Origin of the sequence: Mesorhizobium sp. M2E.F.Ca.ET.219.01.1.1 (assembly GCF_004016445.2) — a bacterium.
In the GTDB taxonomy this organism is placed as follows: Bacteria; Pseudomonadota; Alphaproteobacteria; order Rhizobiales; family Rhizobiaceae; genus Mesorhizobium.
Genome location: NZ_SADT02000007.1, coordinates 287,101 through 308,633, shown reverse-complemented (window position 1 = coordinate 308,633; position 21,533 = coordinate 287,101). Strand labels below are relative to the sequence as shown.

Genomic DNA, 21,533 nt, shown 5'->3' with positions numbered 1-21,533 from the left:
GATGTTCATCCTGCGCTTCCTCTGGGCCGTCATCACCTCGCGTTTCCTGTGGACGCTGATCGGCATTGCGCTGCTCTCGCTGCTGATCTGGGTGTTCGGCCCGATCGTGCAGGTCGGCCCTTACGCGCCGTTCGAATCCGACAATGTGCGCATCGCCATCATCGCCGGGCTGATCATCCTGTGGCTGATCTGGCTGATCATCGCTCAGCGCCGCGCGATCCGCGCCAACCGTATGTTCGTCGCCGAGATCGCGGCGCCTGTTCAGGAAAAGCAGCTCACGCCCGGCGAAGAGAGCGTCGCGGCTGTCGGCGCCAAGTTCGGCGAGGTGATGGCCGAGCTCAAGCGGCGCAAGCTCGGCGGCCGGAAATTCCTGCGCGAGATGCCGTGGTATGTGATCGTCGGGCCGCCGGCCACCGGCAAGACCACGGCACTGCGCCAGTCCGGTCTCAATTTCCCGATCGACCTGACCGACGACCTGCAAGGTGTCGGCGGCACGCGCAATTGCGACTGGTTCTTCTCCGAGAACGCGGTGCTGATCGACACGGCAGGCCGCTACGTTCAGCAGGAAAGCCAGCCGGATGTCGACGCGGCGGAGTGGCTGGGATTCCTCGACCTGTTGAAGAAGCACCGGGGCCGCCGCGCGCTCAACGGCGTTATCGTCGCGCTGTCGATCGACGTGCTGTCGGAAGGCGACGAGGCGATCAAGGCGCACGGCCGGAAAATCCGCCGCCGGCTGGCGGAGCTGAACGATCGGCTCGAGATCCGCCTGCCTGTCTACCTGATGCTGACCAAGGCCGACCTGATCAAAGGCTTCGAAGCCTTCTTCGGCGGCCTGTCGACGACCGCGCGCGAGCAGGTGTGGGGAACGACTTTTCCGCTCGATGCCCGCGTCAACGCCGGCACGATCCAGACGGAACTTGCGAGGCTCGCCGCCGAGCTGGAGCGGCGGCTCGTGCCGCGGCTGGAAGACGAGGACAAGCTCGGCCAGCGCGCCGAGATCTTTCGCTTCCCGGCGCAGCTCGCCAGCCTCTCCGAGCCTATCCAGGTGCTGGTCGAGGCGATGTTCGGCGAAAGCCGCTATGAGGAAGCCGCTTGGCTGCGCGGTCTCTATCTGACCTCGGCGACGCAGGAAGGCGCGCCGATCGACCGGCTGACCGCAGCGCTGTCGTCATCCTTCGGGCTGCCGCCGCGCCGCGCCATGCCGGCGTCGCGTGTCGAGAAGCGCAGCTTCTTCCTGCGCAATCTGCTCACCGAAGTGATCTTCAAGGAGGCCGGCCTCGGCACATTCGATCCGCTGGCGCAGCGCCGCCGCGCCTGGATCTGGCGCGGCGCGGCAGCGGCCTGCGCGATCGCGGCGCTGCTCGCCGGCGGACTGTTCACCTGGTCCTATCTCGACAACCGCAATGCGATCACCGAGCAGGCCGGCCAGTTCGAGGCGCTGCAGCAGCCTCTGACCGACGTCGCCGCCATGCCGGCCGCGGTCGAGCAGCCGACGATGGACGGCGCGCTGGCGGCGATGGACGCGGTGGCGGCGGCCCGCACCGCGCCGCCGGATGCCGTCCACAATCTGCTCGGCCCGACCGCTTCGGCGGAGTTGGTGCGCGCGCAGGCCGACACTTATGACCACGCCCTGCGCAACGTGCTCGAGCCGCATATGGTCGCGCTGCTGGAAGCCACGATGTGGCGGCAGATCCGCGATCCGGATTTCATGCTCGGCGCGCTGAAGACCTACCGCATGATGACCGGCCTGTCGCAGATGGACACCGATTTCGTGCAGAATTGGTGGGTGAACAGCCTGCCGCAATTCGCGCCCGCGCCGCCCTTCCCGACCGCGGACGCGGAAGAGCACCAGCTTGCCGCGATCCGCCGCATGGCGGTCGACGACAGCTATATCGCCCCGGACAAGGAACTGGTCGCCGAGGCGCTGAAGACGGTGTGCACGATCTCGCTGCCGGAGCGCGCCTACAAGCAGTTGCTGGCGGACCCGGAAGTGGCGGCGGTCAAGGAATGGGTGCCGGCGAATTTCGCCGGGCCGAACGGCGCCAAAGTATTCGCGCGCCGCTCCGACAAGACCCTGCGCGTCGGCGTTCCAGGCCCCTACACCTATGCCGGCTTCCATGATGCGATCCTCGACCGGGTCGAGGATGTGGCCGGCCAGGCGGCGCTAGACCGCGCCGTGTTTGCCGGCGGCTGCTCGGAGAATTCGGAGACGTCGGTGTCGGCGCTCTCCGAGGATATCCTGAAGCTCTATTACGACGACTATATCGCGCAGTGGGATTCCTTCCTGCGCGACATGCGGCTCGCGCCGCTGACGGACCTCAACGTCGCAAGCGAGAACCTCAAGGATCTCTCCAGCGCCGACTCCGCGCTGAAGCGGCTGTTGACGGCCGTGGTGCAGGAGACGGACCTCACCCGCTCCGACGAGGCGCCAGCCGACGACAAGAGCGGCGGCGCCGCCAAGACCGGCTCGAAGCTGCTCAGCAAGCTCGGCAAATTGGGCAAGGTGGTGACCACAGGCGCGAAGCTCCTGCCGCGCGCCGGCTCCGCCAACCAGGTCGATATGACCGGCAGCCTGGTCGCCGACCATTTCAAGCCGCTCAAGGGCACGATCGCCCAGGTCGATGGCCAGCCGCCGGCGCTCGACGCCGCCGTCGTGGCGCTGACGGCGCTGTCCAATGTGCTGCAGACCGTGACCGCCAACCCCGACCCGCAGGACGCCATCAAGAAGCAGGGCGGCCTCGCCGAACTGACGGGCGCGGTTGCGAGGCAGGCGCAGATCCTGCCCTCGCCGATCAACGACTGGCTGGGCGGCATTGCCGGCGACACGAGCGGCCTGTCGCAGAAGGCGGTCACCAATGAGCTCAACGCCATCTGGCGCGCCGACATCCTGCCCTTCTGCCAGGCGGCGCTCAACAACCGCTATCCGTTCAGCCCGGACAGCGCAGTCGACGTCAATGTGCGCGACTTCCAGCGCCTGTTCGGGCCGACCGGCCTGATCGACGCCTTCACCAACGACCATCTGATCAACTATGTCGACACCGCCAGCGAGCCATGGAAATGGCGCGCCGATTTCGGCCTCGATCCGGCGGCGCTGGCAGCCTTCGAGCAGGCACGTCATATCCGCGACGACCTGTTCCCCGGCGGCACAGGACCGGTGATGAATTTCACGCTTGAGCCGAAGGACCTGTCGCCCAACGTGGCGCGGGTGACGCTCAACCTCGATGGCCAGAACATGGTCTATTACAACAACGCGACGAGACCGCAGCCGATGACATGGCCCGGCAAGGACGGCACCGGCGTGATTTCGCTCGCCTTCCAGCCGGTCGACGGCTCGCCCGAAGTGATGCTCAACGAAACCGGCAGCTGGGCGTGGCTCAGAATGCTGCGCGGCGGCCGCTTCAACGCGACCAAGCTCACCGACGTCTACAGCCTGCGGCTCGGCACCAAGGGCATGTGGGCCGACTTCGAGCTCAAGGCGGCCAGCGTCGAGAACCCCTACACACTAGAGATGTTCAAGAAATTCACATGTCCGCCGCAGATCTGAGCGTGCCCGGCTTCTATGGCAAGATGCCCGCCACCGGCGATTTCGTCAGCCGGCGGTTGCCGGGGGATTTCGTGCGCGTCTGGGACCGGTGGCTGGCGCAGCACATCGTCCCGCTGTTCGGGCTCGAAGCCTGGCCGGCGGATATCGCGCTGCGCTTCCTCAGCGGTCCTGCTTCCTTCGGCACCGCCGCGGGTATCGTGCTGCAGAGCGCCGACCGGGTCGGCAGGCGGTTTCCGCTCAGCGTCGTCGCAAGGCTCGCCGAGGCGCCGCTCAAGCTGGCCTATTCGGACGCCTGGTTCGACGGCATTGAGAGCGCCGCTTTCGCCGCGCAGCGGGGCGAGCTGACGCCCAACGAGCTCGATGCCGCGCTGACTGCCCTGCCCGCGCCATCTGTCGAGCGGGACGGCGACATCATCGACGAGCTCGTGATGTGGACCGCGCGCACGGATATTTTCGACGTCGACCCGCAGGCGCCGCAGCCGGCGCTGGAGCAGATTTTCGCGGCTAGTTGGGAGACCAGCTGATGCAGATCTGGAACCAGATGGGCTATCCGCATGAATTTACCACCGCAACTGATGTTGCTGGCCACGTTTGGCTTGTGGTGGTTGTGAAGGGTACATTCGACTTTCCTGCCGGCCCGGGCGAGCCTGTGCACAAGTCACATGACCAGATACCTCTCGTTTTTGCTGACACTTATACTGGCGAGGCTGGCTATTCAGCAACATTTTGGGAAACGGATTTCGCTTTTCGCAAACCGCGCTGCGACGTTATCGCTAATGGCTTCGCTTACGCGCCGGGTGGGCGTCCAGCAGAGCGCGTGCCGGTGGGCATCAAGATCGGAAACTGGTCGAAACTGTTCGAAGTCGTCGGCCACCGCGAGTGGCGCGCTATCGGACCAGTGTTCACCGCCACCACGCCTCTGCCGTTCCTGAAACTGCCCATCTCCTATGACGTCGCGTGGGGCGGTGTCGATCGGCTGGACCCAGAAGACCAGCTTCCCGCCAGCTACAGACACAATCCCGTCGGCACCGGCTGGTCGCGGACGAAGAACCAACGTCTCATCCCGGGCCTGCGGCTACCGAACACGCAGGCAGTCGGTGAAGATATCCGTTCACCTTTCGGCGACTACAGGCCAATGAGTTTCGGGCCAATGGGCCGCGGCTGGCCCGGCCGTATCGAACATGGGGGCACCTATGACGACAACTGGGCGAATAACATCTTCCCGTTTCTGCCGCCAGACTTTGACGAGCGTTATTTCCAGATGGCACCAGCCGACCAGCAGATCGACAAATTGCGTGGGGGCGAGGAGGTTCAGCTGGTCAATTTGACGCCAAAAGGCCGCGAGAGCTTTCGCCTTCCGAATATAAATCTGCCAGTTACGCTATTTAGGAATGGATCGCCAATTTTTGACGGAACGCTGTCCCCCGACACGATTCTTTTTGACCTGGAAAGCAGACGTTTCTCATTAGTGTGGCGCGTCTCTCAGCGAATACATCGAAACATCCTCGAATTTTCTGAATGTTGGGTTGGCCCTCCGACTCGCGGAATGCTTCGCGCACGGGCGACCAGCAAGCGCTACGTGCGCGCGCAGAGTTTTCTGCGCGCGTCTCGGGAGAACGTGGCAGCATGACGACCGCTCTCGAAATTGCCTCGGTTGGCATGGTTACGTCAGTTGGACTGGATGCCCCGTCGGCCTGTGCGGCCATGCGCGCCGGTATTGATGGTTTTCAGGAGACGCACTTTCTTTCAGGACCAGACGAGGCCTTGATTGGCGCCCCGATACCGCTTCCCCGTGGCTGGATAGGTGAAAAGCGTTTCGCACATCTGGCCGCGGGTGCGATATGCGAAGCTCTCCAGGAGGTGCCGGAAGCACGCAGGGAAGCTGTCGTTATCTTGTGTCTACCGGAGGAAAGTCGGCCAGGCCGACCCGTGCGTGATGTTCGGGCTTTGGTTCGGAGCATCCTGGAAATCGCCGAGGTGCCTCAATCCGCTCGATTACTCAAGGTAAGCCATGGCCGCCCTTCCGGACATGTCGCGTTGGAGCAGGCACGCCGAATCCTCGCCGCGAACGAGGCTCCTTTCGTTTTGATCGCAGGTGTCGACAGCTATCTCACCACGCATGCCGTAGAACATTATTTGGCGAAACGCCGTCTGCTGACACTGTCGAATCCAGATGGTTTTATCCCCGGCGAGGCTGCAGCGGCTATCCTATGCACCAAGGCCGGACCTGGCCGCTTTAGCCTTTTTGGTCTAGGGCTCTCTCGTGAGAAGTCCTTTATCTATAACGAGGAGGACATTCCGCTTCGTGGCGACGGCATCGTCGAGGCGTATAGGGGCGCGCTCAACCAAACCGGAATAGAGATGAACGGACTTGGCTACCGGATCTCTGATCTCATCGGTGAAGCCTATTTCTTCAAGCAAACGGCATTGGCCAGCATTCGTCTTGTGCGCGGCCATCATGGTTTTCAGGACCTATGGTCGCCTGCGGAGTCACTAGGCAATGTCGGCGCCTCGGTTGTGCCGCTGATGATCGGCATGGCATGGACCGCAGCGCGAAAAGGCTATGCGGCAGGCAACCCCGTACTCGTAGAGGCTTCGAACGACCAAGGCGCTTGTGGAGCGGCAGTGTTCGGCGTGGGAGCCATCCAATGACCGTTTTCGCGAACAGCCTGCATCTGGCTTGCAAGGCACAAAGCAACCAAGTCATAGCTGCCTTCCCAGACGTTTGCTTTACTCCACCGCAGACGCCGGCGACACCTCCGGGCGTGCCAATTCCCTACCCTTCCTTCGGAATGGACTCAGACACTGATAACGGGACGGGTACTGTCAAAGTCGGCGGAAAGACCATCACGCAAAAAAACAAATCCTACTACTCCAAAACAACCGGAACAGAAGCGGGCTGTGCGCCGAAGAAGAACGTCATTACGTCAGTTAACCGAGGAAAAGAGTATGCCCACGCGTGGTCGGGCAATGTGAAAGCCGACAAGGAACCGGTTAGCCGCTTCACTGATCTCTGCACAAATGATCATGCCTCCCCACAGGCGGGTTCAGGCCCCCAGGTGAAGGTGGCAGGCGCTGGCGTGGCTACTGGCTCACCTCCCAAATGCTTAGTGGGCGAGTACAGCAAGATCAAAGAGGAGTGCACCTCACGAACGCCCAAAGGCGAAACGCATCATATTGTTCCCGATATGGTTTATCGGCAAACAACTCGCGCGACTACCAATGCTTCCAATCGCGTTCCAGGAGCGCCGTCCCTCAATTCAGGCATGTGCATCTGTTTGACGCCTGGCCAGCACTCTTCGCTGCATAGCAATACGAATCAGGCCTTGGCTGCGCTGCCTCCGGGTCCGGGCGGTCCTGCGGGCACGTCACTCATTGGCGCGTGCGCCGCGACCGGAGTTATCGGGTTGCGCCAAGTTCAGCCACCTCTGACTGCCGACTGCATCAAGGACGCGGCCAATAAAGTTGCCGCGCAGACCGCCCCTATTGCGACCCAGGCAGGGCGTACTACACTCCGGCCTCCGGCGGCGGGATCTCCCGCCTTCAATGCTCTGCGACCATAGGCCGACACCATGCCGAGTATCACTGCAAGGAACAAAACGCGTATTTTCGCATCGGCCTCAACCAAGTCGACAATCTGCCTCGCGCTGAAAGACTTCGAGGCCGGAGACGCCGACAGTTTCGTCATCTTTTATTCGCCCAGTTCACCGCAGCCATGGCGACGGCTAGAAGTTCCATTCGATGTCATGGACGTCGCGCTATTACCCGATCCGACCCAGAATGGCGCTGATTACATTGCGCTCGCCAGCACCGGAGAAGCCATCGTCCTATCCGACCCGCTCCGCGTCACGAGGATTAACCCCGAAGGTCTTTTCAGGATTATCGAACCGGGAAAGGGCATGTTATCGGCTTTCGATCTCCCCGCCGGCAAACTCACTGCACTCGGTCGAGGTGGTCAAGCCTACCATTTCATCGAGCCGAGCGATTGGCCAGCGGTATCTGCCACCTTCCCTTTGGAAGATGATCCCACTGACCACGTCAATTTCCTGTGCGCAGGCATGCATGCAGGAGAACGCGCATTGTATTTCGGCGGATCCGCTCAACCTCAGACCAAGAGTTTTGACGATATCACGGCAGCTCTTCTACGCGGCGACATCGACGATTTTACCAATCGTATCATGACAGATGTTCGTGCCATTTATGGAACGCTTTGGCGGTTGTCTGACGGCCAATGGAGGAAACTGGATCTTCCCACCTCAGGAACGATCACTAGCCTCTTGCAGTCGCGGCAAGGGCGTCTCCTGTTGTCGACCAATCTTGGATTCGCAGCTGAGATTGTCGCCGCTGATCAGATTCGAGGCATATACGCCCGCTCCGATCAAAAGAATATTGCGCTCCTAACGGAATGGGACGATCGCACGATCGTATTGCTTGACGACGAGATCGTGTCTTTGGATCTGACAACCGGGGATGAAGATAGCCTGCCCGTACCGGAGGGTTTTGAAGCAATGCAAAACCTTCATGCCGGAGGCAACAACGTTTGGCTCGTTGACTGGCGAGGGCTAGCCCGCTGGAACGGCGTTGGATGGGATGAGATTCAGATCCCTAGGGCGCTGCTGAGATAAATCCTGGAGATCCAGCGGATCACGGCTCTGGCGGCAGGTTTTGCTCCAACCATCGCCGGACGCGTGGCATATCGAAGTCGGCAACCAGAATAGGCCGCTTCTTTGTCTTCAGCACCTGCACGACAAAGAGTTCGCCCCGCTCCGGATACTCCTCAAACCGCTCGCGCGCGATTTCCTCGCCCTCGGCACCAGCGACAACCAAGCCGTCAAGGTGGGCCTCTATACGTTCGATCAGCCGCGCCAGCCTTTCAGCATCAAGATCTGGGTTCTCATTTGGAAACAAGAGGTGGCGGTCATAGATTGTCCACAGCAAAGCTGCCATTTCAGCATGCTGGCGAACAACTTCCTTTAGAATCGGTGCTGCCATCAGTTTAGGTTTACAGATCCGCCTCTGATGCGATTTGTGGCGCTTGCATGGCTGGTGAGATAGCTCCCGCGGATCGTGATCCTGCCATCCTTTTCCATGATAATTGTCGCCTTGCCACAGCGCAGCTCAATGCGTTGGCGCGCAACGATCCGCATCACCTCACCATCACGGGTTACCTCCAATGGCTTGAGCACCTGGGCAGAGCCCAGGATGCGCCCAACTATAAGTGGTTGTTCAGGATCACCATTTTGGAAAAGCAAGGCTACTTCAGCGCCGATCATATCGGAGGAAAGGTGCGCCAGGCTGCGGGCGGGGAGAGCCGTTTCGTGCGGATTGCCAGGGAACACCACCAATGGACAGTCCCCATCGAAGCCGAGAAATATGCCAATAATCACGCCTTCTATTCGATTCAATATCTCAGACATGGCCATCCTCAGTTTTCTGTGATCTGCGAACCCTTCAACGCGAGGTCGCTGCTGGCCGTGACGTTGATCTTGCCGGACCCTTTAACTGTGATGTCCTTCCCTTGTAGCAAGATTGTTCCGTCTTTTTTCATAATAAGTTTGGCGCTGCCGGTCTGGATCGTGATCGAGTCTTTCGCCGCAATGATGAGCGTCTTGCCAACGTTGATAGCACCATCGGCGGCAACCTCAATGGCGCTATCCTTGCCGACCTGGATCTTGTGAGCGCCGCCAATCTGCAAGGAAGCGTCCTTGCCGACCTTGACGATCTGGGTGCCGCCTATGGTCACATTCTGGTCCGCACTTATACTAACGCCTTGGCCAGCCCCAATAGATACGGTCTGGGCTGCACCGATGTCCCAGGTGTCGGTAGCGCCAATACTGTGGCTCTGGCTGATGCCCACGCTGACCGACCGCGTCGCGCCAATCGTGTTCGTCTGCGAGGCGCCCACGGTCCTCGCTTCCGCTGCCCCCACCGTATCCACGCGCGCGACACCCACCGTGACTGTCTGGTTGAGCCCCACCGTCTGCGAATGGTTAGCGTCGATATTCTCCGTCGAATTGGCGACGACATGGATCGTCTCGTTCGCCATCACCGTCAGCGAACGGTTCTTACCCACCGTCTCAGTGTCATTGCTCCCGATATTCGTCGTCTGGTCGACGCCGATCTTGACCGTCTTATTGTTGCCGACGTCCTCGTCGAGGTTGTGGCCGACGGAGTGCTTGGCGTCGTGGTCGATGCGGTCGGACTGGTCGTGCTGGACCGTCTTGTTGCGGTCGTGCTTGATCAGCAGGTGGTGGTCCTTCTGCGCCTGGAAATTGACCAGCTCGGAGCCGGCCTTGTCCTCGAACATCAGCTCGTTGTAACCGCCGCCGCCCTTCGAGGAATTCGACTTCCAGCCTGACTGCGTGGCGTTGCCAGGCAGCCCGTAGGGCGGCATCTGCGAGGCGTTGTAGACGCGGCCGGTGATGATCGGCAGGTCCGGATCGCCCTCGATGAAGTCGACGATGACCTCCTGGCCGATGCGCGGGATCTGGATGAAACCCCAGTTGCTGCCGGCCCAGGTCTGCGAGACGCGCACGAAGCAGGAAGAATTCTGATCCTTCTTGCCTAGCCGGTCCCAGTGGAACTGCACCTTCACGCGCGCATATTTGTCGGTGAAGATCTCCTCGCCCGAGGGGCCGACGACGGTCGCGGTCTGCGGGCCGCGCATGATCGGCCGCGGCGTGATGCGAGGCGGCCGGTAGGGCAATTTGGTGGGCGCGACGCCCAGCACGACCTTGAAGTTCTCGCTGTGCGCCTCGTTCTGGGTCCGGTAGCCCGGATCGAACAGCCGGTATTCGGCGCTGACCACAAGATAGTCCTGGTTCTGATCGTCGCGCGGAAAGCTCTCCAGCGTGAACTTGCAGCCGGAAAACAGGCCGCGAACCGTGCCAACCGCCGTGCTGTGCTGGTGCACGGCCTGAAGCTCCTCGCGGCGGATACCGGCGATCTTGTCGCCGCGCCCGACATCGAGATGAGCGCCTGGCTGGCGATAGTTCTCGCCAGAGGCTTCCTTATGGGCGAAAGGCTGGGCGGATTTCGCCATCAGATCGGCGCCGGGCTTCTCGAAGTCATAGTCGGTGTGGGCATAGGCGCCTGGCCGAACGGCGCTGCCAGGTATCCATTCGGTGATGTATTCGACATCGCGCCGCGAGGCCTGGCCCTCGAAGTTATAGAGCACCTTCTCGTAACCAGGCGCCGGCTTCAGCTTGCTCATCGCGTCGCAGAGGATGAGCGTGTGCTTGCCCTCGTCATGCTCGAAGAAATAGAAAATGCCTTCGTGCTCGAGCAGCCGCTGCACGAAATCGAGATCGCTCTCGTCATACTGCACGCAATATTCGCGCTGGGGATAGGAGCCCTGCAGCCGCTTCTCGAATTTGGCGATGCCGTATTTCGAAAAGATCTTCTCGACGATCTCCACCGCCGTCATGTTCTGGAAGATGCGACAATCCGTGGTGTTGCCGAGAAACCAGAGCCACGGCCTGACGGTCGCCTCGTAGAAGGCCAGCCGGTCCTCGATGCGGGTCAGCTTGAAATCCGACACGAGGCCACTGAACCAGCGCTTCGGGTCGGATTCGCCCTCGACCGAAACGACCCCGCCCAGGATCTTCAACGGATCGATGTCGCGGTTCTTTGAAACGAAGCCGACCGTATAGGCGAAACAGCGGCTGACCTCATCGCGGCCGATGAGATGGGTGAAGGTCAGGTCGGCGCCAGCCGGCGTCTGTACAACCGTGGCACGTTCGTTCGGCATGGGTCGTGCCCCTCCTCGACGCGGCCGCCAGTGTGATGGTTTGAAACCCCCGCTCTATTAACTGCATCACGTTCGGGAGCGTTCGAGTTCACCGCACCGTACCGGTATCAGCCTAGCACATGTTTGGGGGAGGCCAAATAACAGCCATTGCAAAAGCGCGCCCATGCGCCGGTGTGAAACGCTCCTCTCCCGCTCGGCTTGCAAGCTGCTAGAATAGCAGAGCAATTCCGGAAGGACACTCAACGGTTTTCCGCCCGGAATTGCGCCCAAGATAAGCATTTGTTGACCAAGTTCGGCGACGCTTCTGGATGTTCATCTCTCTCCAGATCAGCAATCTCGACAAGATGCCGGCCGGCACCGCCGCCAGCTATGCCGCCCGCGACCGCAGCTTCGAGATCGGCCGCGAGAATTGCGACTGGACGCTGTCCGATCCGGACAAGTTCATCTCGGGCCGGCATTGCGAGGTCCGCTACCAGGCAGGCTCCTTCTGGCTTTACGACCTCTCGCGCAACGGCACTTTCATCAACGGTTCGAGCCAGCGCATGGCCGGGCCGCATCGGCTGGCCCAGGGCGACCGGCTGCTGATCGGCCGCTACGTCGTCGGCGTTTCGATCAAAGACGAGAGAGCCGCGACCGGACATCCGCAGACCAGGACCGGGTCGACGCAGCGCGAGCTGCCGCCCTCGACCGGCAGCCCGTTGGATCCCGGCCATGAACCGTTCTTCAATCCGGCGGAGCAGCGACCGGCCAGGGCGGCGCCCGCCTCGACATCCTCGGCGTTACAACAGCCGGGGCCGCCGGCCCCAGCCAGTAGGCCCGCGGAAGCGGACGCAATGCTGCGGGAGATCGCCAAAGCAGCAGGTATTGCGCCAGACTTGCTGCAATCGCGCGATCCGCATGACGTCGCGGCCGAGATCGGCGTAGTGCTGAGGACAACGGTCGAGCAACTGTCGCTGCTGCTCAAGGCGCGCGCGGCGGCAAAGGTGCTCGCCAAGAGCGCGAACCGCACGATGATCGGCGCCGAGGACAACAACCCGCTGAAATTCGTGCCGGGCACCGACGACATATTGGAGATCATGTTCGCCAGACGCAGGGCCGGCTATCTCGATGCCAGGCACAGCATCGAGGACGCGTTCCGCGACCTGAAGGCCCACGAAATCGCCACCTATGCCGCCATGCAGGCCGCGCTGTCGCGGCTGCTCGACGACCTTTCGCCGGAGGCGATCGCCAAGAAAATTCCGCCGGCTTCCTTCTCGTCCAGGAAGAGCCAGGCCTGGGATGCGCTCGTCGCGACATGGCGGACGATGGAAGACAAGCATGAGAACGGCATGCTGGATGTCTTCCTCGCCTATTTCGCCGAAGCCTACGCCAGGGCCGACAAGCAGAAATAGGCGCACAGGCCCTGGCGCATTTCACCGTTTCACCGAAACGGTGAAATGCCCCATCTTCTTGTTTTCACGCAATTCCGGACGGAAAACCGCTCACACTTTTCCTGGAATTGCTCTAACCGCGCCCGCCGTATGTGACGGGTCTCATAGAAGAAGCCGCCTCTTCCAGCATCTTGCTTCCGGATTTCAATCGGCGGCCCCGTTTCAATTGGGTATCCGGGCGACTAGAATGCACAGGGACGCCAGCCCGGCGGGCAAGGCGGCGAGGCTTGGGGCGTGTGCAGCAATGTCATGTTTCGGCGAGATGAGCCTTTCCATGCAGCCCGCCGCCGAGGCTCAGCCTGAAACGCGTTTCCCGGGCCGAAAACACGCCCGTTGCAGCGAGAAGGCGGCGCGCCGCCGATGAGCTCGAAGGACGATCCCTCCAGACCGGCGGACAAGACCGTCATCCGCGCACCGCGACCGAAGCAGAAGCCGCTCGCCGCGCCCGAGAGGTCCGGTCCGGAAGGCGTTCGGCCAGCCCCGCCTTCCCGCGAAGCGACGGTGTTCGACCCCGGCGGGGGGCGGCAGATGCCCACCGGCTGGTCATCCGGAACCGTGCTCTTCCAAGGGCCAACGCCAGGAGCCGCCGCGAATGCGGCGCCGGGTGTGCAGCAGGATGCCCTGCTCGATGCCGCCTCCGGCGTGAAATACGCCGCGGCCAATCCGATCCTTGCCGCCTCCGCGCCGCTGCTGATGCTTCTCGGCCAATTGCGGCTGATGCCGGTCGACCGGCAAGCCGCACCCTTGGCAGAGCATATCGCCGACGCGATCGAAACCTTCGACCTTGCAATCGCGAAGGCAGGCGTAGCCGGGGAAGACGCACGGATCGCCAAATTCGCCCTTTGCGAAACCGCCGACGACCTTGTCGGCAATCTGCCCTGGCCGAGCAAGGAGAGTTGGCTTCAGCATAGCCTGGTGGCGCGGTTCTTCCATGCCCAACCTACCGGCGTCGGTTTCTACGAAGCCCTGAACAACATCCTCGCCGCGCCGGAAGCGCATTACGACCTGCTCGAACTGATGCATGCCTGCCTGTCGCTGGGCTTCGAGGGCCAGTATCGCGGGCTGGTCAAGGAACGAGATACACTCGAACGCGTCCGGCGCGACGTCTACGACACGCTGCGCTATTTCAGGCCGCGCGCCGGCGACGACATCTCGCCGCGCTGGCAGGGCATGGCGGCGGCGCTGCCGAAGCCGAGGGCGCGGCTGCCGCTCTGGGCGGTCGCGGCCGCCGCGGCGACGCTGGTCGCGGCGGCCTTCTTCGGGCTGCGGGTGCTGATCACCGATGAAGGCGACGCGACCGCCGGCGAGTTACTGGCGCTCAATCCATCGACGCCCGTCACCATAGAGCGCGCCAGCGTGGCGGCGCCCACTGAGCCGGAGCAAGCCGCCCCGCCGCCGCCCGCTGTTCCGGACACCGCCCAGATCGACCGCATCCGCGCCGCCCTTGCCAAGGAGATCGCCGGCGGCGGACTGAGCGTCGGCGAAAAGGGCGCGTTCATCGTCATCGAGATCAACAACCAGCTTCTGTTCGCGCCCGGCCAGGCGGAGCCGAAGCCGCAGTTCCAGCCGATCGCGACCGACATCGCCACCACGCTTGACGCCGAATCCGGGCCGATCCAGATCGTCGGCCACACCGATAATGTGAAGCCGAAGAAATCGAGCCAGTTCAAATCGAATTTCGACCTCTCGGTCGCTCGCGCCAAGGCCGTCCAGGCGATGATCGCCAAGCAATTGAAGGACCCGTCGCGGCTCAGCGCCGACGGCAAGGGCGAGGACGAGCCGATCGCCGACAATGGCACAGCGGACGGTCGCGCCAAGAACCGCCGCGTCGACGTGATGGTTCCGAAACAGGAGAGCTTGCAGACCGGCGCGGCGGAGGACGGCGGCTGATGCGCTGGCTACTGCGGATCTTCAGCCTGGCTGCGCTCGCCGGTTTCTCGGCGGCGGTCTGGTATGCCGGGCCGCTGATCCGCTTCGCCGATACACACCCGCTTGGGCCTGTGTGGCTCAGAGCCGCGATCATCGGCGTCAGCGTCGCCGTGCTGGCGCTGTTCTACGGGGTCCGCTTCTGGCGGCAGCGCAAGGCGCAAAAGGCGCTCGAAACGGCCATCGCGCGCGGCGACGAGCGCAACGACGATTCGCAGGTGCTCGAAGCGCGCATGAGCGAAGCGATCGCGACGCTGAAGCGGACGAGCGGCAAGCGCAATTTCCTCTATGACATTCCCTGGTACATCATCATCGGCCCGCCGGGCGCCGGCAAGACGACGGCGCTGGTCAATTCCGGGCTGAAATTCCCGCTTGCCGGCTCCGGCAGCGCGCAGCCGGTGGCCGGCGTCGGCGGCACGCGGTCCTGCGACTGGTGGTTCACCGACGAGGCAGTGCTGATCGATACGGCCGGCCGCTATACGACGCAGGAATCGGACCGCGAGCGCGACAGGGCAAGCTGGCTCGCCTTCCTGGGGCTGCTCAAGAAGCACCGCACCAGGCAACCGATCAACGGCGTGATCCTCGCCATCAGCCTCTCGGATCTCATCGGCTTCGATGACCGGCAGCTCGACGCGCATGTCACCGAGATCAGGAGCCGCCTGCGCGAGCTGCACGAGACGCTGAAGATCCAGTTCCCGGTCTATCTGCTGTTCACCAAGGCCGATCTCGTCGCCGGTTTCATGGATTATTTCGGCGATTTCGACGAGGCGCGCCGGCGCAAGGTCTGGGGCGCGACATTCCAGACCGCCGACCGCACCAAAAATATGGCCGGCGAAGCGCCCGGAGCCTTCGACGAGTTGGCGAAGCGGCTCACCGAGGAGGTCGCCGACCGCCTGCAGGAAGAGACCGACCCCGTGGCGCGGATCGCGCTGTTCGGTTTTCCGGCGCAGTTCGGCGCGCTGAAGAGCCGGATAACGCAGTTTGTCGGCAGCCTGTTCGATACATCACGCAGCCAGGTCAATGTCAGCCTGCGCGGGCTCTATTTCTCGTCGGGCACGCAGGAAGGCACGCCGTTCGACCAGGTGCTGGGCGCGATCGGCCGCAGCTTCGGCAGTGCTTCGCATGCCCATCTTTCCGGCGCCGGCAAGAGCTTCTTCCTGCATGATCTGCTGACCAATGTGATCTTCCCGGAATCGGGTTGGGTGTCCTTCGACAGGGCGGCCGAGCGGCGCATCCGGATCGCAAGATTCGGCAGCCTTGCCGCGATCGCGCTGGCGGCCTTGGCGGCGCTCGGCGTGCTAGGCCTCAGCTTCTTCGCCAATAAGCAGCTGATCGCCTCCACAAGGCAAGCCATGGCGCATTATCGCGACAGCGCCGATAGCCTGTTGAAGGCAACGACGGTGACCGACGTCGACCTCGAAAACGTCATCGGTCCGCTCGACCAGTTGCGCAACCTGCCGGCCGGGTTCGAAAACGGCGACCAGGGCAAGCCGATCGAGGAGACGTTCGGGCTCAGCCAGCGCGAAAGGCTGCTGTCGGCCTCCAAGACCGCCTACCGGCAGGCGCTGGAGCGAAGCTTCCGCTCGCGGCTGCTGGTGCAGGCCGAGCGGACGATCCAGGCCAGGATGGCCGATCCGATCGCGCTTTACGAGCCGCTCAAGATCTACCTGATGCTGGGCGGCAAGGCGCCCAAGGTCGACGACGACCTGATCGTCTCCTGGATGAAGCAGGACTGGGAGGAGAACCGCTATCCTGGCGAGAACAACCGCGAAGGCCGCGAGCAGCTCGAAAAGCATCTGCGCGCCATGCTTGCGCTCGACGACGCCTATGATCCAACCTTCGCGCTCAACCAGCCGCTGGTCGAGGCCGCGCAGCGCTCGCTCGGCCGCATGAGCCTCGCCGACCGCGCCTCGGCGCAGATCAAGTCGGCTGTCTACGCGGCAAGGCTGCAGGATTTCTCCGTCGCCGCGAAAGCCGGTCCGGAAGCGCAGCTGCTGTTCGAGCGCATGGACGGCAGCGAGCTCGCCGACCTCCACGTTCCCGGCCTTTACACGCGTGCGGGTTTCAATCGCTTCTTCCTGCCGCAGCTGTCGCGGATCGCGCAGATGCTCGTCGACGACCAATGGGTGCTCGGCGGCGGCGGCGAACAGGGCAGCATCGACCAGGACCTGCCCAAGCTCGGGCCTGAGCTCATAGACCGCTACGGCAAGGAATTCGCCGCCGCCTGGAACGGCGCGCTCGACCAGTTGAAGCTCAAGGCGATGCTGAAGGACAAGCCGCAATATCTGGCCCTCTCCGCCCTCGCCGCGCCGGATTCGCCCCTCGACCAGCTGTTCACGGCGATCGCCAACGAGACCGCGTTGACCAAGGACGCTGCCGCCGCCGAAGGCGATGCCACGGCATCTGAGCAGGATCCCGCGAGCATGGCCAAGGGCCTCGCCCGCATCGGCCTGCAGATCGCCGGCGGCAAGTCGCAGAGCCGCGCCGGCGCAAGCTCGGCCGTTGCGCAGAATGCCGGCGCGAGCGTCGAGGCGCAGTTCCGCTCGTTCCAGGCGCTGGTCAACGGCGCCGCCGGACGCCGGCCGCTCGATGCGCTGACGCAGAATTTCCACGACATCTTCCAGAGCCTGAAGCTCGCTGCCGATGTCCCCTCGCAGAGCGAACGCGTCAACGCCAATCTGCAGCTGCAGATCTCGACCTTGCGCGCCAATGTCTCGCGCCTGCCCAAGCCGCTGGCGCGCATGGTCAATGCGGCGGCGGACGAATTCGAGGGCAATGTCGCGGAGACCTCGGTCGCCAATCTCAACCAAACCCTCGACCAGACGGTGACTCGCGCCTGCGAGGAGGCGGTCAACGGCCGCTATCCCTTCGCCCGCGACAGCAGTGAAGACATTCCGATGGCGGATTTCGCCAAGCTGTTCGCGCCGGGCGGGCTGATGGACCGTTTCTTCGCGCAGAACCTTGCGCCGCTGATCGACATGACCGGCCAGGAATGGACTTGGAAGCAGAATGCGCGCTCCAGCAAGGACCTTGCGAAATCGACCTTGAAGGCATTCCAGGCGGCGGCGGAAATCCGCGCCGCTTTCTTCCCGTCGGGCGGATCGACGCCGTTGGTGTCGATCACCTTCACACCCACCTCGCTGAACAGCGAAGCCGACAGCGCGGTGCTCAATGTGGACGGGCAGACAGTGCAGAGCGCCCAGGCCGGCAACGCGCCGAGCATCGTGACATGGCCGAGCGGCGCCGCTTCCGGATCGGCGAGCCTCAGCCTCGTCCCGGAAATGCCCGGTCGCGAGTCCGCGCTCAAATTCGAAGGGCCGTGGGCGTTGAAGCGGCTTTTCGACAAGGCGACCATCACCGGCGACGGCGCCAACACCGAAGCGCGCTTCGTGATCGGCGGGCGCGATGTGGCCTACACGATCCAGGCCGGCTCAGGGGCCAACCCCCTCGTCCTGCCAGCCTTGTCAGGCTTCAGCTGTCCGAAGGCGTTCTGACATGGCTGGATCGCACCTTCATTTCGATACTCTAATGTACACGCTTATGGCAGAGTGGCCTGGGCACGCGGCCCATGGCTGGTCACAGAGGACGCTCGCTGAGCGCTTGGTGGCAAATTGAGCACTGTCGCCCTCCCCATCGACAGCTTCGGCGTCAGCCACCAGGGCTGCGTGCGCGACCATAACGAGGACAATTACCTCATCGAGCCGCAGACCGGGCTATGGGTGGTGGCCGACGGGATGGGCGGGCACGAGGCCGGCGAAGTCGCCTCCGCCAGCATCGTCGATCACCTGGCGACGATCGGCATTGCCAGCTCGGCGCCGGACCTTCGCGCTCGCTTCGAGGACCGGCTGAGCCGCGCCAATGCCGAGATCCGCGGCATATCGCGCTCGCGCGGCATCACCATCGGCTCCACCTTCGCGGCCCTGCTTGCCATGGATGGGCGCTTCGCCTGCCTCTGGGCCGGCGACAGCCGCATCTATCTCGTGCGCAACGGCTCGATCTTCCAGGTCTCGAAGGATCACACCGAGGTGCAGGAACTGCTCGACCGCGGCATGATCAGCGCCGAGGAAGCGCGCACCTGGCCGCGTCGCAATGTGATCACGCATGCGGTCGGCGTCAGCGATGAGCTCGAGATCGATTTCCAGCAGGGCGAGCTGATGCCGGGCGACGTTTTCGTCCTCGGCACCGACGGGCTGACCGCGCATGTCAGCGACGCCGAGATCGAGGCGGCGGTTAAATCCGCCACGCCGCGGTCGGCATGCCAGACCCTCCTGGATACGGTGCTGGCGCGCGGCGGTACCGACAATGTGACCATCGTGCTCGTGAAGATCGGCGGCGGGCGCAACGGCGCGCCCCATCCGGATCGGTCCGCAGTGGAGGGCCCGGCCAGATGAGCGACGACGACAAGACGCGGATAGCGACGAACATCGCCTATGCGGGGGTCGGGACGCAGCTCAGCGGCATCTACGAACTCGACGAGCGGATTGCGTCCGGCGGCATGGGCGAAGTCTATCGCGGCCACAACATCCAGACCGGCGACCATGTGGCGATCAAGATCGTGCTGCCCGAATTCGCCCGCGACCAGACGATCCTGTCGCTCTTCCGCAAGGAAGCATCGATCCTCAACCATCTGTCGCATGACGCGGTGGTGCGCTACCACGTGTTCACGATCGATACGGGGATCGGCCGTCCTTATCTTGCGATGGAGTTCGTCGACGGCCAATCGCTGTTCGACATCATGCGGCGTGGGCCGATGCCGCCGGACGACGTGCGCCGGCTTTGCCATCGCCTAGCCTCGGGGTTGAGCGCCGTGCACCAGGCGGGCGCCGTGCATCGCGACCTTTCGCCCGACAACATCATCCTGCCGGGCGGCCGGGTCGATCGCGCCAAGATCATCGATTTCGGCATCGCGCGCTCGGCGACCGGCGGCGAGACGCTGATCGGCGGAAGGTTCGCCGGCAAATACAACTATGTTTCGCCTGAGCAGCTCGGCCTCTATGGCGGCGAGGTCAGCGAGCAATCGGATATCTACAGCCTCGGGCTGGTGCTGGCCGCGGCGCTGCGCGGCAAGCCGCTCGACATGAGCGGATCGCAATATGAGGTCATCGAAAAGCGCCGAACGGTGCCTGACCTGTCGGATATCGATCCCGACTTCCAAGGACTAATCGCCGCCATGCTGCAGCCGGATCCGCGCGACCGGCCTGCCAGCATGGCCGAGATCGCCAGGGCGACGCGGGGCGAGGATCTCGAGGCGACGTTGCCGCCGCCGGTGGCGTTCGGCGCACGCGAACGCTCGGGCCTGCCGCGCGCCGGCTGGACGGCGCCACCGGACCCCAAGCCCCAGGCGCCGGCGCCTTCCGGCGCGCCGCGTTTCGTCGAGCATGTGCGCCCGGCCTATCTGTCGGAGCAACGGCCGGCGCCTGCTGCCGCCCCGCCAAGCGCGACGGCACCGGCCGTGCCCAAAAAGTCTTCACGTATGCCCGCCATCGCCGGCGGCGTCGCGACGCTTGCCGTCCTGGCGGCAGCCGGCGTCTATTTCAGCGGCGTGCTGGCGCCCGCGCCGGTTGCGGAAACATCCAAGCCGCTGACGCCGAAGCCGCTCGCCGAAGCCACCAAGCCAGTGGCCGAAGCGCAGCAACCGGAAGCGCCGAAACCTCAGCCTCAGGCGCCGGCCGCGACTCAGCCGGAAGCACCAAAACCCGACAGCGCGAAGCCATCCGCCCAACCTGATGCGGAGGCCAAGAAGCCGGTCGAGCAGCCAGCCACCCAGCCGGAGAGCGAGGCCAAAAGCCAGACGCCTCAGGTCGAGACCAAACCCGTGCAACCTCCGGCGCAGCAGTCGCCGACGCCCGCACCAACGGCGGCTGAAAGCAAGCCGGCGCAGCCCGCGAGCGAGCCGGCAGTCCAGACGCCGAAACCGACCGAGACGGCCAAAAACCAGGCGGTGCCCGAGGCAAATCAGCCGGCGGCCAAGCTCAGCGTGAAGGAGCTCGTGGACAAGCTTTCCAAGCTACCCAAGCCGGCGGCTTCCCCGCCCCCAACTTCGCAAAGCCAGGCTTCGGCGCAGCCGACACCTTCGCCGTCCGCGCCGAAGGCACAGACCCCGGCAGCCAACCAGCGGGCAACGCCGACCGCGCCAACCCAGCCGGCGCCGCAACCGCAGACACCGGCGGCCAAGCAACCCGGCACCGATGTCGTCATCAATGTGCCCAAGCCGGCGCTTCCGTCAGCGGAAGATGACATGGCCAAGTGGAACGACCAGCGCTCCTGGGTGCGCAACTTCAACGGCGGCAATTGCTTCTACGCGAACGTGACGTCAGGACCCGGCGCCACCCCGACGATCGAAGGATATGCAACGGCGGTCCAGCCGTTTGAACAATTGCTCAACGATTTCCAGACCAGGTTCCATATCGAGCCGGACATCAGCGTACGGCTCATCACGCTCTCCCAGTGCGGGGTGCCCACTTTCCTTCGCTTCCTCGACCGGAGTTCGGCCGCGAAGCCGCAGCTTGTCCTCGACAAGACATCGATACCGGATGGCGCGCCGGTCAGCGGCGCGCTCTATACGGGCGGCGGGCTGATCTCGAACGTCATGCTGATCGACCACAAGGGTGTCGCATTCAACCTCGACGACCGCATGGTGGCGCAAACCGACAAGGTGACCTTCAACATCCCGATCGGCCTTGCCGCCGCGGACAAGGCGGCCGGCAAGGCGGTGCCGCAGATCATGCTGGTGATCACCGGCCCCAAGGACATCCAGGCCGCCATGTTCTCGAGGCCGACGCCGGCCTCGGAGCTGTTGCCAAGGATCCTCGAGGAGATCGAGGCCGACGGCTCGCAGTTCTCCGCCACGGCCACCTATTTCCGGCTTGGCGGATAGCATGAA

General features: G+C 63.5%; 14 protein-coding genes. 11 read left to right on the top strand and 3 right to left on the bottom strand.

Features of this window, described 5'->3' with window-relative positions; all coding sequences use genetic code 11:
- Position 1: 1 nt before the first annotated feature.
- From tssM (EN862_RS29940) to EN862_RS29915, 6 genes are read left to right on the top strand one after another with little or no spacing between them, the layout of a single operon-like run.
- Complete coding sequence (tssM, locus tag EN862_RS29940) at positions 2-3,544, top strand: type VI secretion system membrane subunit TssM (protein ID WP_127868523.1); 3,543 nt, start codon at positions 2-4, stop codon at positions 3,542-3,544.
- The gene (tagF, locus tag EN862_RS29935) at positions 3,526-4,068 is read left to right on the top strand and encodes a type VI secretion system-associated protein TagF (protein ID WP_127868524.1); all 543 of its coding nucleotides are present in this window, start codon (positions 3,526-3,528) and stop codon (positions 4,066-4,068) included. The genes tssM (EN862_RS29940) and tagF overlap by 19 nt, the downstream gene beginning before the upstream one ends.
- Positions 4,068-5,174 carry a DUF2169 domain-containing protein gene (locus tag EN862_RS29930; protein WP_127868525.1) on the top strand — a complete coding sequence of 369 codons (1,107 nt, stop codon included), beginning with the start codon at positions 4,068-4,070 and terminating at the stop codon, positions 5,172-5,174. The genes tagF and EN862_RS29930 overlap by 1 nt, the downstream gene beginning before the upstream one ends.
- On the top strand, positions 5,171-6,196 hold the full coding sequence (locus EN862_RS29925) for a 3-oxoacyl-ACP synthase (RefSeq protein WP_127868526.1): 1,026 nt from the start codon (positions 5,171-5,173) through the stop codon (positions 6,194-6,196). Before EN862_RS29930 ends, EN862_RS29925 begins: the two co-directional genes overlap by 4 nt.
- Entirely contained in the window at positions 6,193-7,107 is a 915-nt protein-coding gene (locus EN862_RS29920) for a PAAR-like domain-containing protein (protein ID WP_127868527.1), read from the top strand. The genes EN862_RS29925 and EN862_RS29920 overlap by 4 nt, the downstream gene beginning before the upstream one ends.
- A gap of 9 nt (positions 7,108-7,116) precedes the next feature.
- Complete coding sequence (locus EN862_RS29915; RefSeq protein WP_127868528.1) at positions 7,117-8,169, top strand: hypothetical protein; 1,053 nt, start codon at positions 7,117-7,119, stop codon at positions 8,167-8,169.
- 19 nt (positions 8,170-8,188) lie between these two features.
- On the opposite strand, the gene EN862_RS29910 is transcribed toward EN862_RS29915, so the two are convergent.
- From EN862_RS29910 to tssI, 3 genes are read right to left on the bottom strand one after another with little or no spacing between them, the layout of a single operon-like run.
- Entirely contained in the window at positions 8,189-8,539 is a 351-nt protein-coding gene (locus tag EN862_RS29910; protein WP_127868529.1) for a hypothetical protein, read from the bottom strand.
- A complete protein-coding gene (locus EN862_RS29905) occupies positions 8,536-8,961 on the bottom strand; it encodes a DUF6484 domain-containing protein (RefSeq protein ID WP_127868530.1) in 426 nt (141 codons plus the stop codon). Before EN862_RS29905 ends, EN862_RS29910 begins: the two co-directional genes overlap by 4 nt.
- Positions 8,962-8,969: 8 nt before the next feature.
- Positions 8,970-11,294, bottom strand: a complete 2,325-nt coding sequence (gene tssI / locus EN862_RS29900) for a type VI secretion system tip protein TssI/VgrG (RefSeq protein WP_127868531.1) — start codon at positions 11,292-11,294, stop codon at positions 8,970-8,972.
- 308 nt (positions 11,295-11,602) lie between these two features.
- Here tssI and tagH point away from each other — a divergent pair, with 308 nt between their 5' ends.
- The 5 genes from tagH to EN862_RS29875 all read left to right on the top strand — a co-directional run bounded on the left by tagH (position 11,603) and on the right by EN862_RS29875 (position 21,527).
- Positions 11,603-12,685 carry a type VI secretion system-associated FHA domain protein TagH gene (gene tagH / locus EN862_RS29895; protein WP_127868532.1) on the top strand — a complete coding sequence of 361 codons (1,083 nt, stop codon included), beginning with the start codon at positions 11,603-11,605 and terminating at the stop codon, positions 12,683-12,685.
- 399 nt (positions 12,686-13,084) lie between these two features.
- Entirely contained in the window at positions 13,085-14,614 is a 1,530-nt protein-coding gene (gene tssL, locus EN862_RS29890) for a type VI secretion system protein TssL, long form (protein ID WP_127868533.1), read from the top strand.
- Positions 14,614-18,144: a type VI secretion system membrane subunit TssM gene (tssM, locus tag EN862_RS29885; RefSeq protein WP_193771611.1), complete on the top strand. Its 3,531-nt coding sequence runs from the start codon at positions 14,614-14,616 to the stop codon at positions 18,142-18,144. The genes tssL and tssM (EN862_RS29885) overlap by 1 nt, the downstream gene beginning before the upstream one ends.
- A 117-nt stretch (positions 18,145-18,261) precedes the next feature.
- Complete coding sequence (locus tag EN862_RS29880) at positions 18,262-19,041, top strand: PP2C family serine/threonine-protein phosphatase (protein ID WP_127868535.1); 780 nt, start codon at positions 18,262-18,264, stop codon at positions 19,039-19,041.
- Entirely contained in the window at positions 19,038-21,527 is a 2,490-nt protein-coding gene (locus EN862_RS29875; protein ID WP_127868536.1) for a serine/threonine-protein kinase, read from the top strand. The genes EN862_RS29880 and EN862_RS29875 overlap by 4 nt, the downstream gene beginning before the upstream one ends.
- Positions 21,528-21,533: the final 6 nt, after the last annotated feature.

Coding starts and splice junctions, on each gene's coding strand:
- tssM (WP_127868523.1), top strand. CDS start 2: ATGTTCATCCTGCGCTTCCTCTGGGCCGTCATCACCTCGCGTTTCCTG.
- tagF (WP_127868524.1), top strand. CDS start 3,526: ATGTCCGCCGCAGATCTGAGCGTGCCCGGCTTCTATGGCAAGATGCCC.
- EN862_RS29930 (WP_127868525.1), top strand. CDS start 4,068: ATGCAGATCTGGAACCAGATGGGCTATCCGCATGAATTTACCACCGCA.
- EN862_RS29925 (WP_127868526.1), top strand. CDS start 5,171: ATGACGACCGCTCTCGAAATTGCCTCGGTTGGCATGGTTACGTCAGTT.
- EN862_RS29920 (WP_127868527.1), top strand. CDS start 6,193: ATGACCGTTTTCGCGAACAGCCTGCATCTGGCTTGCAAGGCACAAAGC.
- EN862_RS29915 (WP_127868528.1), top strand. CDS start 7,117: ATGCCGAGTATCACTGCAAGGAACAAAACGCGTATTTTCGCATCGGCC.
- EN862_RS29905 (WP_127868530.1), bottom strand. CDS start 8,961: ATGTCTGAGATATTGAATCGAATAGAAGGCGTGATTATTGGCATATTT.
- tssI (WP_127868531.1), bottom strand. CDS start 11,294: ATGCCGAACGAACGTGCCACGGTTGTACAGACGCCGGCTGGCGCCGAC.
- tagH (WP_127868532.1), top strand. CDS start 11,603: ATGTTCATCTCTCTCCAGATCAGCAATCTCGACAAGATGCCGGCCGGC.
- tssL (WP_127868533.1), top strand. CDS start 13,085: ATGAGCTCGAAGGACGATCCCTCCAGACCGGCGGACAAGACCGTCATC.
- tssM (WP_193771611.1), top strand. CDS start 14,614: ATGCGCTGGCTACTGCGGATCTTCAGCCTGGCTGCGCTCGCCGGTTTC.
- EN862_RS29875 (WP_127868536.1), top strand. CDS start 19,038: ATGAGCGACGACGACAAGACGCGGATAGCGACGAACATCGCCTATGCG.